The organism is uncultured Abyssibacter sp. (assembly GCF_964000955.1).
In the GTDB taxonomy this organism is placed as follows: Bacteria; Pseudomonadota; Gammaproteobacteria; order Nevskiales; family OUC007; genus Abyssibacter.
In genome coordinates, this window is sequence record NZ_CAXFCL010000237.1 from 1 (window position 1) to 13435 (window position 13435).

A 13435-nucleotide genomic window follows, 5' to 3' on the forward strand; every position below is an offset into this window, starting at 1 on the left:
AACGGTCGGGCTGGTATCGGACTGCATCGGATCGGGCTCCAGGACCGGTGGATGGTGGACATGCATTCTGGCACGCCAGCGGCGCCATGGCCGCTGGCACCGACCTTGCTGCGCGGACGACAACGCGCCACGTCACGGCGCAGCAAACGGTCTTGGTCATGTTGTATCGCCATGCGCGCTGGGGCGCGATTGTTCTGTTCGGTCTGCTCGCCTGCGCCTGCGGCCAGAGCCCATCCGTCTCCGAACCGGTCGGCGGCGGCGACTCGCCGCCGGACAATCCCTCGCCGCCCACCGATCCGGAGGTCTTCGAGCTTGTCGAGGCGACCATGGCCGACGTGCATGCCGCGCTGGCCGGCGAACAGGTCACCGACGACGGCGATCCGCTGACCTGCGTCGAACTGACGCAGATGTACATCGATCGCATCTTCGCATACAACGACGCCCCGCAACCCTCGGGCCTGCTGGCGATTCGCGGCGTGCTGCACATCAACGCCAACGCCATCGAGCAGGCCGAGAACCTGGACATGCTGTACGAGCGCGACGGCGGCATCGGCGAGCGCGATCTGCACTGCATGCCGGTACTGCTGAAGGACAACTACGACACCTACGACGCACCCTCCACGTCGGGCTCGTATTCCATGCTCGGGCATCAGGCCGGTGTGGACGCCGAGAGCGTGCGCGGTCTGCGGGCGGCCGGCGCGCTAATCCTCGGCAAAGCCAATCAGGACGAGTTCGCCTACTTCACCACCGGCTTCTCGGCCCGCGCGATCCAGGTGACGAATCCTTACAACACGGCCCAGTCCCCCGCCGGCTCGTCCAGCGGAACCGGAGCGTCGCTCGCGGCGAACTTCGCGCTGGGCGGCACCGGCTCGGACACCTGTCAGTCGATTCGCCACCCGTCCTCGGTCAACGGTCTGGTCGGCATCCGGCCCAGTCTTGGTGTCGTCAGCCAGCACGGCATCTTCCCGCTGTCGCATGCCCGGGACACCGGCGGGCCGATGACCCGCACGGTGCGTGATGCCGCGCTAATGCTGACCGCCATGGCCAGCGTCGACCCGCGCGACTTTCGCACCCTGGAATTCCCCGCGTCCGAGCGCCCGGAGAGCTACACCCGGTTCCTCGACCGCGAGACCTACGGCGTGGCCGGACGCAACATCGGCGTGCTGCGCCAGCTGGGCAGCAACACCGACCCCGCCGGCACCGGGGCCCAGGGCGAGTTGATCGCCGCGGCGGTCGAGCAACTCGCGGCGATGGGAGCCCACATCTACGACATCCACCTGCCCGACTTCACCAGCCGCGGCGCCGGCAACCAGAACTACGATGTCGGCGACTACTTCAACATCTTCGAGCTGGAGGGCGGCAGCTCCCCACGACGCTGCCTGACCAGCCTCAACTCCGGCTCGTCGAACGGCCGCGAGAGCTGCATGCTGCTCGATGGCATCCTCGAAACCGGTCGGGTGGGCCCGCGTACCGTCGGACTGGTCGCGACCTTCGCAACCGGCGACCCGGACCAGCCGGGCACGCAGGAGGAGCTGGACGCGATGGCGGCGGAGCGCGCCTATGTCGAGAGCGTCATGGACGCGCTGGTCGACGAGAACGGCGACCCGGTGCTGGACGATGACGGCCAGCAGGTGCGCCTGGATGCATTCATCCTGTCGCCCGGCCCCACGGGCGGGCGCACCTGTGATCTCGGCTCGACCACGCACATGGGCTCGGTCGTCGTCCCGGTCGGTTTCGACGAATCGGTCGGCGTGCCACGCGGCATGGAAATCTTCGTGCGCCGCTTCGACGAGGGCACCGGCATCGGCATCGCCCACGACTACGAACAGGCCACCCGGCACCGTGCGCCGCCAGACATCGTGCCTTCGGTCCTAACGGCCAACGACACGCTCGCCGACTTCAACGCCCGCCAGCAACAGGCGCTGATCACCGCCACCTCCGCCCCGCCCGAGGATCTGCCGCTGGATGTCTATATCCAGGCGCTGGAGGAACTGCTGGGCGTCTCGCCATGAGCGGGGGAAGATGGCTGCGATCCGGGGCACTGGCGATCGCCGCGTCGCTGGCCGCCTGCGGCGCCAGCACACCGCCGGACACATCGGATGACGAACCACCGGTGCAGGAGCCGCCGACCGAACCCGGCGGCGCACCGCTGCGATTCTCCGGCACCGCGCCCACGGTGGACGACACCGGTCCCTACGGCGTCAGCGCCGCCATCGACTTCCGGTATGACGCGGTGATGGCCACGCAGAATGTCGACGACGACGGCCTGACCGCCGACCAATATCCGGAGCCGGTCGACGTGCTGGGCGTGATCCGCTACCCGCTGCCGACCGACGACGCGCCCGTGCCGGATGAGGGGTTCCCGGTCCTGCTGTTCCAGCACGGCCGACATTCAAGCTGTTCCACCACCGGCGACGCCGACGGCAGCGAATCCAGCGGCACCGACTGCGAAGCCAACGGACTGGTCCCCATCCGCAGCGACCTGGGCTACGACTACATCGCCGAGAACCTCGCCTCGCACGGCTACGTGGTCATCTCGATCAACGTCAACGACATCAACTCGCAGGACAGCGCGTCCAACGATCGCGGCATCACCTCGCGGGCCGAGCTGATCCTGCATCACCTGGACATCTTCCGGGACATCAACGCCAGCGCGACCTCCGCCTACGCGACGGACACGCTGGGCAACGATTTCTCGGTGTTGACCGGGCGGATGGATTTTCACCATGTCGGCCTGATGGGCCACTCCCGCGGCGGCAACGGCGTGGCGAAAACCATCATCTACAACCGGGACGAGCGCTTCGACGACCCGACCACGGCCTTCGACGATCCCCATGACATCGTCGCCGTGTTCGCACTGGCGCCCACCGACTTCAACAGCGAGCTGCCGACCAACACGGCCTTCGCGACGCTGGCGCCCTACTGCGACGGTGACGTATCCACGCTGCACGGCACCTGGCAATACGACAACGTGCGGTATTCGGACGCCGACAGCAGCGGCCCGCAGTTCCAGATCAATGCGCTGGGCGCGAACCACAACTTCTACAACGACTACTGGTTCAACGACGATGCCTCGTTCACGCTGGATGCCTATTGCACGGCAGGCCTGCCGACCTCGGGCCGCTTCAGCCGCGAGAACCAGCGCCGTCACGGCGAGTTCCTGATCGCCTCGTTCCTGCGCCTGTTCGCGGGCGGCGAAACCCGGTTCGCCGGCTACTGGGCCGCGCGCGAACGCCTGCCCGATGACGCCTGTCCGGACGGCACCGGGCCCTGCGACGAACGGCTCCATCTGTCCATGCACCGGCCGGACCGGCTGGTCGTCGACTCGACGCTGTCCGATACCAGCCTGGCCACCAACGACCTCGGCCTGTCCAACACCTACGCCGGATTCCTGCAGACCGGTTGGTGCGAACCCAACGGCAGCGCCGATTACACCGCACTGTTCGCTGGCCTCGTGCCCGACGCCTGCCCGTCCATCGAGACGATGTCCAAGGCGCCGCAGGTCTGGGGACGCTGGCTGGGCAACCCGTCGATCACCTACGCGCTCAGCGACACCGGAATGGATGCCTCCGGCTACGACTTCTTCACGCTGCGCGTCGGCGTGTCGGTCACGCCGGACAATGCCAACGGACAGGACTTCACGCTGACGCTGACCGACGCCGACGGCGTGTCGGCAAGCGCCCTGGCCTCCGAATACTCCGATGCGCTGTACTTCCCGCCCGGGCTGGCGCTCAACGCGCGCTCCACCGGCGCCAAGACCGTGATGAACATGGTGCCGTTCCGACTCGACGCGCAACCCTGGGCGGAGTCCGAACTGGATTTTTCGCGCCTGATCGAAGCCCGCATCGACTTCGACCAGACCACGGCCGGCACCGTGCAGATCACCGACGTGCTGTTCCAGCAGGTGGACTGACGAACCGCGTGACGGCGGCTCCGGAAAACGGTCGTCCGATCGGTCGCCCGGCTCAGCCCCCCGCGTCCACCAGCGCCGCGCGCTGGTTGCCGGGCAGCACGGTGACGCCATCACCCTCCGACACCACATCGGCCTCGGTCCGAATCCGGGGCAGATAGGCCGGATAGGCGTGCTGAATGAGATCGATCAGCCCCTCACGCACCTCACAGCGCAGTTCCCAGGCCTGCGGACCGTCCGGTGCGGTGACCAGTGCGCGGATACGCACGGCGCGCTCGGTGCTGTCGACCACCTGCAACTTGGCCAGATCACCGTCCCAGTATTCGGACTGCTCGCAGATCCGCGTGATCTCGTCACGCAGCGGCTGCATCGGCATCCGGTAATCCACCCACAAGGACACCACGCCGATCAGGTTGGAACTCGTCCGCGTCCAGTTCTCGAACGGATTGTCGATGAACCACTGCAAGGGCAGCACCAGACGGCGCCGGTCCCAGATGCGCACAACCACGTAGGTCGCGCGGATTTCCTCGATCCAGCCCCATTCACCCTCGACCACCACCGAGTCGCGCAGGCGGATGGGCTGGGTCAGCGCGATCTGCACCCCGGCGAGCAGATTGGACAGCACGGGCCGTGCGGCGAAACCGATGACGATACCGGCGACACCGGCCGAGGCGAGCATGCTCGCGCCGATCTGGCGCACGCCGGGAAAGGTCATCAGTGCGGCCGCGACGCCGACCACCACGACCAGGAACGCGACGATGCGCGCAAGCAGCTCCGCCTGGGTGTGAATGCGGCGCGCACGCAAATCGTTCTCGGCGTCCAGATCGGTGGCGCGCAGCACGGAACCGCCGAGATGGCGGGCCGCGCCGACGCCCGCCAGCGTCAGCGCCAGAATCAGCAGCAGCACGGTGAGCTGGTTCGCCGGCGCGATCCATGCCGGCGCGTCCGGCACCGCGTCCCAGAAGGCCATCAGCGCCGCCAGTGGCAGCACCGCCAGCAGCGATCGATGCGCACCGGTGACCACGCTGTAGGCGAAGCTGCGCCGACGCAATGCACGTCGCAGCGACAGCAGAATCAGCAGGTTGACCAGCACCGCGATGGTCGCGGTGATCAGCGCGCCGAGCAGGATGGCCAGGGTCGGATGACCGATCCCGCTTAGCGACTGCTCCAGGTGATCAAGCAAATCGGTGGTCATGGGCTCCGGAAAAGAATGGACGGGGCAACGCGGTCACCCGGACCGGCTGGGCGACCCGAAGCAACATGCAATCCTGGGACCGGATCAGACGATGAGCGTTCGAAAGGTGACCACGACAGCGCGACGGTGATCCGGCGCAGCGTGGCTTCCGGCGTGGACGTCAGGAGCTTTCCTTGAAACGCCGGATCGCACGGCGATCCTGCTTGTTCGGCCGGTGGCTGGGCGCGACGGGCCGGTTCTGCAACCGTTCCACCCGGCGCCGCTCGATGTCCTCGCCGTGGATGCGCTCGCCCTCGTCGGTCCGTCTCAGCGCCCGCGCCGCCACGGGCGCCCCGACGCGATCCGACAGCGCCTGCAGGACCTCGACTTCGTCACGAACCCCGAGCCTGGAGAAGTGCACCGTGTCGCCGATCCGGATATTGCGCGACGGCTTGGCCGCCTGGCCGTTGACCAGCACCTGGCCACGGCGGATCGCATCCTGGGCGAGGGCCCGTGTCTTGAACACGCGGACCGCCCACAGCCAGCGATCCAGCCGGACGGATTCGGCCGCCTCGGGCGATCCGTTCCCGGCGCTCATGAACAAAAACGCCCGCACGAGGCGGGCGTCTTGCGTAACGCGTTGGCCATCAGGCTTCGACGCCGGCGGCTTCCTTGAGCATGCGCGGCAATTCACCGGTCTGGTAGAGGTCGAGCGTGATGTCACAGCCACCAATCAACTCGCCCTTGACGTACAGCTGGGGGAACGTCGGCCAGTTCGCGAACTTGGGCAGCGTGCGATAAATCTCTTCGTCCTCGTAGATGTTGACGTACGCATACGGAACGCCACAGGCATTGAGTGCCTGCGAAGCGCGCGCCGAAAAACCGCACTGCGGGAAGTCCGGCGACCCCTTCATGAAAATGATGATGGGGTTCTCTTCGACTTTCTGCTTGATGCGTTGCAGGGCGTCCATTGAAACCACCTCCGTCGGTGTTCTAGACCGTCGCCGCGGGTGCGGCGACCAACAAACGGGCGCGGATTATACAGAACACGTCCCGATCCGCTCCCGATCTCCCGACACCCGCAAATTTCGCGCCCGCCGAGTGGCCCGGGCCGGAGCTTCCGGGCGTCGATGACGCGCCCCCGCCGCCGCCCGCGCCCCGGTGTCGACAAACCACGCATGCGATTGTCATGAATCCACCTCTACCCTATGGTTACACCCCATTTGGCGCGCCCATGGCGCGCCCCTGATTCGCCAACAGTCAAGGAGATTGCACCATGGCATTCACACTTCCTGAACTGCCGTACGCACGTGACGCTCTCGAACCGCACATGTCCAAGGAAACGCTGGACTTCCACTACGGCAAGCACCACAAGACTTACGTGGACAAGGCGAACGGCATGATCGATGACACCGAGTTCGCGAACGCGTCACTCGAGGAGATCATCAAGAACGCGGGTCCGGGCGGCCTGTTCAACAACTGTGCCCAGATCTGGAACCACACCTTCTTCTGGAACGGCCTGACCCCTGGCGGCAGCAGCCCCAGCACCGAGCTGGCCGGCGCGATCGACAAGGCCTTCGGCTCGATGGACGGCTTCAAGGAGAAGTTCAACACCTCCGCGGCTGGTAACTTCGGCTCGGGCTGGACCTGGCTGGTCAAGACCGCCGACGGCAGCCTGGATGTCGTCAACACCGGCAACGCCGCCAACCCGCTGACCGACGGCCAGACCCCGTTGCTGACGGCCGATGTGTGGGAACACGCCTACTACATCGACTACCGCAACTCGCGGCCGAAGTATCTCGAGAACTTCTGGCAGATCGTGAACTGGGACTTCGTGGAGAAGAATCTCAACGCCTGACGCCGGCGCCATTGCCTCGACGGGTCGCCCGGACGCCGGGCGGCCCGTTTTCATTTGGGAAACACCTCATGCAGAAACGCGACTTTCTCACCCTGCTCGACTTTTCGCCCTCCGAACTCGAGGCGCTGGTTCGGCGCGCCATCGAACTGAAGCGGAACCGTCACGCCCATCGCCCGCTGGTGGGCCGCACGCTGGCGATGATCTTCGAGAAGAGCTCGACACGAACGCGCGTTTCCTTCGAGACCGGCATGGCCCAGCTCGGCGGCCATGCGCTGTTCCTGTCGCCCCGGGACACCCAGCTGGGCCGGGGCGAGCCCATCGAGGATACGGCTCGCGTTCTGGGCCGCATGGTCGACGCGGTGATGATCCGCAACAACGATCAGCGCGCGCAGGAGCAATTCGCCGCCGCCTGCGACGTGCCGGTGATCAACGGCCTGTCGGATCGTTTCCACCCCTGCCAGTTGCTGGCCGACGTGCAGACGCTGGTGGAGCATTTCGGCTCGGTTCGCGACCGCACGGTGGCCTGGGTCGGCGACGGCAACAACATGTGCAATTCCTTTGCACTGGCCGCCCGTCAGTTCGGCTTTCGGCTCCGCGTCGCCTGCCCGGAAGGTTTCGAACCCGACGCGGACGTGTTGTCCCAATGCGGCGACGCCGTTGACGTCATGCACGAGCCTGCGGCGGCTGCCGAGGGCGCCGACGCCATCGTCACCGATGTCTGGGCCAGCATGGGACAGGAGGCGGAACAACAGCAGCGCATGGCGGCATTCAGGGCCTACCAGGTCGACGACGCGCTGATGACCCGCGCCGCGGATGACGCGGTGTTCCTGCACTGCCTGCCCGCGCATCGCGGCGAGGAAGTGGCCGCCTCGGTCATCGACGGTCCACGGAGCCTGGTCTGGGCCGAGGCGGAAAACCGCCTGCATGCGCAGAAAGCGCTGCTCTGCGCCCTGATGGACCCGCCCGCCGGATAACTTCAACTTTGGTCACGGGGACCGACAGGCGTTCGCCGAAACCTTTAGAATCGTGCCCCACTGAAGCCGAGCTGCCTGGAAGCTGTCTTCGCAGCTCGGCAACCGCCGGAGGCGACGCACGGCATTGACGTCTCGCCCACGGGACGTGACCAAACAAAAGGCTGATCGATGAGCGCGACCAATTCGAAGATTACCTACACCTTCACTGACGAAGCCCCGATGCTCGCCACGGCGAGTTTTCTGCCGATCATCAAGCGGTACCTGGATCCGGCGGGCATCGATGTCGAGCTGAGCGACATCTCGGTCGCCGCACGCATCCTCGCGGCATTTCCGGAACGGCTGAGCGAAGAGCAGCGCGTGCCGGACAGTCTGGCGATCCTGGGCGAGATGACCCAGGACCCGGAAGCCAACATCATCAAGCTCCCCAACATCAGCGCCGCCCTGCAGCAGCTTCGCAGCGCGATCAAGGAGTTGCAGGAGAAAGGCTACGACGTTCCCGACTATCCGTCGGACGACATGGCCGAAGAGGACCGGGAAATCCGCAAGCGCTACGCCAAGGTGCTGGGCAGCGCGGTGAACCCGGTGCTGCGCGAGGGCAACTCGGACCGCCGCGCCCCCAAGGCCGTCAAGGAATACGCGAAGAAGAACCCGCACTCCATGGGCGAGTGGAGCATGGCCTCACGCACCCACGTGGCGCACATGCGCGAAGGCGACTTCTACCACGGCGAGCAGTCCATGACGCTGGACCGGGCCCGCAACGTCCGCATGGAGCTGATTGATACCGACGGCAACGTGCATGTGCTCAAGCCGGAGGTCGCGCTGCTGGACGGTGAGGTCATCGACAGCATGTTCATGAGCAAGAAGGCGCTCGTGAAGTTCTACGAAGACCAGATGGAAGACGCCTACCAGACCGGCATGCTGTTCTCGCTGCATGTGAAGGCGACGATGATGAAGGTGTCGCACCCCATCGTCTTCGGCCATGCGGTCAAGGTGTACTACAAGGATGCCTTCAAGAAGCACAAGTTCTGGTTCGACACACTCGGCGTCAACGTCAACAACGGGCTGGTCGACCTGTACAACAAGATCGAACTGCTGCCCGGCTCGCTGCGCGAGGAAGTGATCGAGGACCTGCGCGCCTGTCACCAGCACCGCCCGGAAATCGCCATGGTCGATTCCACCAAGGGCATTTCCAACCTGCATGCGCCGAACGACGTGATCGTCGACGCCTCCATGCCGGCGATGATTCGCGCCGGCGGCAAGATGTACGGCGCCGACGGCCGCCTCAAGGACACCAAGGCGGTACTGCCCGAGAGCACCTTCGCCCGCATCTATCAGGAAGTGGTGAACTTCTGTAAAACCAATGGCGCCTTCGATCCGGCGACCATGGGCACCGTGCCCAATGTCGGGCTGATGGCGCAGAAGGCCGAGGAATACGGCTCGCACGACAAGACCTTCGAGGCCGAGTACGCCGGCGAGGCCCGCATCGTCGACAACGACACCGATGAAGTGCTGCTGACCCAGAACGTGGAGGCCGGCGACATCTGGCGCATGTGCCAGGTCAAGGACGAACCGATCCGCGACTGGGTGAAACTGGCGGTCAACCGCGCCCGCGCCTCCGGCATGCCGGCGTTGTTCTGGCTGGACCCGTACCGCCCGCACGAAAACGAGCTGATCAAGAAGGTCCAGACCTATCTGAAGGATCACGACACCGAGGGCCTGGACATCCAGATCATGTCCCAGGTCCGCGCCATGCGTTACACGCTGGAGCGCTGCCTGCGCGGCATGGATACCATCGCCGTCACCGGCAACATCCTGCGCGACTACCTGACCGACCTGTTCCCGATCATGGAACTGGGCACCAGCGCCAAGATGCTGTCCATCGTCCCGCTGATGAAGGGCGGCGGCCTGTACGAAACCGGCGCTGGCGGCTCCGCGCCCAAGCACGTGCAGCAGCTCGTGGAGGAAAACCACCTGCGCTGGGATTCGCTGGGCGAATTCCTGGCACTGGCCGCGAGCCTGGACGATCTGGCCGCCAAGAAGGACGACCCCAGGGTCAAGGTGCTGGCCGACACCCTGGACGCCGCCACCGGCAAGCTGCTGGACAACGGCAAGGGTCCGTCACGCCGCACCGGCGAGCTGGACAATCGCGGCAGCCAGTTCTACCTGGCGATGTACTGGGCCCAGGCCCTGGCCACGCAGGACGACGACGCCGAACTCAAGGCCTACTTCGCGCCGATCGCCGAGGCCCTGGCAGCCAACGAGGCCGCCATCGTCAAGGAACTGACCGAGGTCCAGGGCAAGGAAGTCGATATCGGCGGTTACTACAAGCCCGACCACGACAAGCTGGCAGCCGTGATGCGGCCCAGCGCAACGCTGAACGCGATCATCGACGGCGACTGAGTCGGCGGGCGACCAGGGCCCTGCGGGCCCTAGTCCGTCGCCCGAGCCAGCACCAGCGAATAGGCGTGCGGCTCGGGCGTAGTCAGCAACCGGCGCAGCTCGAAGCCCGCCGGCGCGAGCAGGCCCCGGATCGAGTCCGGCGTGTATTTGTGGCTCAGCTCGGTGCGAATGCGCTCACCCGCTTCCAGGCGAATGCGGTGATCCATCGCACTGAGATGCACGGTCTGGGGCCGCCGGGCTTCCAGGTACATCTCGATCCGTTCGGCCTCGCGGTTGTAGACCGCGCGGTGCTCGAAGGCCGACAGATCGAAGTCGCCCCCGAGACGGCCGTTCAACACGCTGAGCACGTTGAGATTGAAGCGCGCGGTCACGCCGTCGCGATCGTCGTAGGCCCGTTCCAGCACGGCCGGATTCTTGACCCGGTCAGCCCCCAGCAGCAGGGAATCGCCGGGCCGTAGCAGGTCGCGGATCTCGCGCAGGAACGTCTTCGCCTGATCCGGCTTGAAATTGCCCAGCGTGCCGCCGAGAAACAGCACCGCCCGACGCCCGGTTTCGGGCAGCGGGACATCCAGCCCGGCATGGTAGTCGCCCACCAGACCATGGATGGACAGCTCCGGCATCGCCTCGACCAGAGCAGCGGCCGCGTCACGCAGCATCGCCTCCGAAACGTCGAAGGGCCAGTACGTGACGCCGGCGTCGGCATGGCGCAGCAGATGCCTGGTCTTGCGGGAGCTGCCGCTGCCCAGCTCGATGAGATGCTCGGCGTCCATGGCCGCCATCAACTCGCGGCCATGCTCGCGCAGCAACGCCTCCTCGCAGCGGCTCGGATAGTAATCCTCGGTGGCGCAGATGTCCTCGAACAGCCGTGCGCCGACTTCGTCGTAGAAGTACTTGGCGGGCAGCGTGCGCGGCGGATTCAGCAAACCGCCGCGAACATCGTCGGCCAGCGTGCCAATGGGGCGCTGCGGTGCCACGGCGGAGAACCGCAGCCGCGGGTGGGGTTCGGTACCGTCCATGCGTATCCGGACCGGGAGCGGGCGGTGAGGTTACCATCGTGCTGCATTCGAACCCGAGTTGACCATGTGCCGGCTTGCCGCCTACCTCGGTGACCCGATCCCGCTGCGCCGCTTCCTGCTGGACTTCCCTCACAGCCTCTATCAGCAGTCCTGGGATCCGAAGGAACTCGCCGAAGCCCGGCTCAATGCCGACGGCTACGGTGTCGCCTGGCGCCAGCAAAACGGAGGCATGGGCGCATACACCCAGCCGATGGCGATCTGGAACGATGTGAACCTGCCGGCACTGGCCGACGCGCTGGTCAGCGATGTCTGGCTCGGCAACGTGCGTAGCGCGACGCCTGGACAGCCGGTCCATGCGATCAATACGCAGCCCTTCGCGGTGGAACGGCTGGCGATGACCCACAATGGCTATCTGTCCGGTCTGGCCAGCGGTGGCCGGGGCCGGATGCTCGCCAGGTTGTCCGACACCGTGCAGTCCGCCCTGCACGGGACGACGGACTCGGAGTATCTGTTCGCCCTGCTGCGCCAAGCGCTGCTGGACGGTGCCAGCTCACCGGCCGTCGCGCTGGAGGCAACGCTGCGGGCGGCGGCCGAATGCACGGGCGGCGAGCCCGCGCTTCTCAATATCTGCCTGACCGACGGCGAATGCCTGGTATTCAGCCGCCACGCGATCGAACGTCCCTGCCCCAGCCTCTACATGAACCTCAGTCATCCTCGGATGAACGGGGGACTGCTGCTGGCATCGGAACGGTTGGACGACGATGCCGGCTGGCAGACGGTGCCACCACACACGATCACCACGCTGCGCCGCCCGAATCAGGTCGAGGTACTCGAACTGAGCGCCTGACCCGGCCGTCACGGCCGGGTCAGGCGGACAAGTCAGCGCAGAGACGACCGGCCGGAGGCCGCGCGGCGACGCCATAGCGCGGCCAGACCCAGCCCCGCCAGCAGCCAGCCACCCGGCGCACCGCCCGTTCCACCGGACGTGGCAGGATCCTCTCCGGCTCCATCATCCGGCTCATCGGCGACCGTCGTGTCGAAGCTGTAGAGCTTGACGCCGCGGCCGAAGGTGGCGGCGAACAGTTGCCGATCGTCTCCGGGATGCAGGGCCAGCTGATTCACCGGCACGTTCTCCAGATCACCCAGCGGCGCCCACTCCGTGCCGTCCAGATCCGACGAAATGAACACGCCGAGATCGGTGCCGACGATGAGCTGGCCGCCACGTTTGAGGATAGCCGTCACCGGCGTGTCCGGCAGGTTGCCGGAGATGTCGACAAAGCTTTCGCCCGCATCGGTGGACTTGAACACATGGCCCTCGCCGATGTTCGGGTTCTCATCCAGGTACGAGCCCGGATCCACCCAGCGAACGGTGTTGTAGCCGCCCAGGGTCACGTAGACCTCTTCCGGGTGTTCGTCGTCCATCTCGACGCCGTAGATGAACCGGTTCGGCAGACCCGCCATGGTGGCCTGATGCCAACCGTCCGGCGAGCCCTTCTGCGGCGGCGCATCGCCGCCGACATTGGTCGCGAGCCCCCGCTGGAACGGCGAGTTGCCGCCAATGTTGCTGCACGGCCCACACCAACCCGCGTAGATGTTGTCGCCCTGCACATCGATCGAGCGATGCCGCGCCTGGTGCGCGACACCCGTGGCCTCGTCAATGCCGAGGTCGAACAGCTCCACCCAGGTCGGACCCGTGGACGCATCCAGCGTCGCACCCACCTTGGTGCCGACGGCGACCAGATGATCGGCATCCGTCGGGTCCATCATGAACGGGCTGAGGAAGTGCGCCGTCCCCACCGCGGCGGAGGGCGCGTCGACATAGGCGTGCGTCCGCCCTCCGTCCGTGGTTCTCACCAGCGCGAGCCCCGGCGTCTGGACATAGGCAACGGCGGAGTTGTCGGGATCAACCGCCGTCCACATGCCGTCGCCGACATAGGTCCGGATCTGGCGACCGGTTCCGGGTTCGATCTTGCCGGACGAGTTGTCCTGCAGGCCGTAGAACACGGTGCCGTCCTTCGCCACGCTGATGCCGTAGTTCATCAGCGTGTAGAAGCCCTCGTTGGCGCCGTCACCCCACTTGTTGTTGGCGAAATCGTCGGTGAT

11 protein-coding genes are annotated in these 13435 nt (G+C 66.1%); 6 read left to right on the plus strand and 5 right to left on the minus strand.

The window, feature by feature from the left end; all coding sequences use genetic code 11:
* Positions 1 to 158 precede the first annotated feature (158 nt).
* Positions 159 to 2012, plus strand: coding sequence for an amidase family protein (locus ABNS06_RS11550; RefSeq protein ID WP_348674751.1), 1854 nt, complete (start codon positions 159 to 161; stop codon positions 2010 to 2012).
* A complete protein-coding gene (locus tag ABNS06_RS11555) occupies positions 2009 to 3913 on the plus strand; it encodes a hypothetical protein (RefSeq protein WP_348674752.1) in 1905 nt (634 codons plus the stop codon). The genes ABNS06_RS11550 and ABNS06_RS11555 overlap by 4 nt, the downstream gene beginning before the upstream one ends.
* Before the next feature lie 52 nt (positions 3914 to 3965).
* Here ABNS06_RS11555 and ABNS06_RS11560 read toward each other — a convergent pair whose 3' ends face one another.
* The 3 genes from ABNS06_RS11560 to grxD all read right to left on the minus strand — a co-directional run bounded on the left by ABNS06_RS11560 (position 3966) and on the right by grxD (position 6055).
* Positions 3966 to 5105 carry a mechanosensitive ion channel family protein gene (locus tag ABNS06_RS11560; RefSeq protein ID WP_348674753.1) on the minus strand — a complete coding sequence of 380 codons (1140 nt, stop codon included), beginning with the start codon at positions 5103 to 5105 and terminating at the stop codon, positions 3966 to 3968.
* Positions 5106 to 5265: 160 nt separating this feature from the next.
* Complete coding sequence (locus tag ABNS06_RS11565; RefSeq protein WP_348674754.1) at positions 5266 to 5682, minus strand: S4 domain-containing protein; 417 nt, start codon at positions 5680 to 5682, stop codon at positions 5266 to 5268.
* Between the two features lie 49 nt (positions 5683 to 5731).
* On the minus strand, positions 5732 to 6055 hold the full coding sequence (grxD, locus tag ABNS06_RS11570) for a Grx4 family monothiol glutaredoxin (RefSeq protein WP_348674755.1): 324 nt from the start codon (positions 6053 to 6055) through the stop codon (positions 5732 to 5734).
* A 305-nt stretch (positions 6056 to 6360) separates the two neighbouring features.
* Between grxD and ABNS06_RS11575 the strand changes: the two genes are divergently transcribed.
* The 3 genes from ABNS06_RS11575 to ABNS06_RS11585 all read left to right on the plus strand — a co-directional run bounded on the left by ABNS06_RS11575 (position 6361) and on the right by ABNS06_RS11585 (position 10316).
* Positions 6361 to 6942, plus strand: coding sequence for a superoxide dismutase (locus ABNS06_RS11575; protein ID WP_348674756.1), 582 nt, complete (start codon positions 6361 to 6363; stop codon positions 6940 to 6942).
* 68 nt (positions 6943 to 7010) lie between these two features.
* Positions 7011 to 7916, plus strand: a complete 906-nt coding sequence (gene argF, locus ABNS06_RS11580) for an ornithine carbamoyltransferase (protein WP_348674757.1) — start codon at positions 7011 to 7013, stop codon at positions 7914 to 7916.
* A gap of 168 nt (positions 7917 to 8084) precedes the next feature.
* Positions 8085 to 10316, plus strand: a complete 2232-nt coding sequence (locus tag ABNS06_RS11585; protein ID WP_348674758.1) for an NADP-dependent isocitrate dehydrogenase — start codon at positions 8085 to 8087, stop codon at positions 10314 to 10316.
* Between the two features lie 29 nt (positions 10317 to 10345).
* Here the strand turns inward: ABNS06_RS11585 and egtD are convergent, their stop codons facing one another.
* The gene (egtD, locus tag ABNS06_RS11590) at positions 10346 to 11332 is read right to left on the minus strand and encodes an L-histidine N(alpha)-methyltransferase (RefSeq protein ID WP_348674759.1); all 987 of its coding nucleotides are present in this window, start codon (positions 11330 to 11332) and stop codon (positions 10346 to 10348) included.
* A gap of 64 nt (positions 11333 to 11396) precedes the next feature.
* On the opposite strand from egtD, the gene ABNS06_RS11595 reads away from it, so the two are divergent.
* A complete protein-coding gene (locus tag ABNS06_RS11595; RefSeq protein ID WP_348674760.1) occupies positions 11397 to 12179 on the plus strand; it encodes a class II glutamine amidotransferase in 783 nt (260 codons plus the stop codon).
* A gap of 32 nt (positions 12180 to 12211) precedes the next feature.
* Here ABNS06_RS11595 and ABNS06_RS11600 read toward each other — a convergent pair.
* Positions 12212 to 13435, minus strand: a 1224-nt coding sequence (locus ABNS06_RS11600) for a hypothetical protein (RefSeq protein ID WP_348674761.1), incomplete at its 5' end; no start/stop codon positions are given.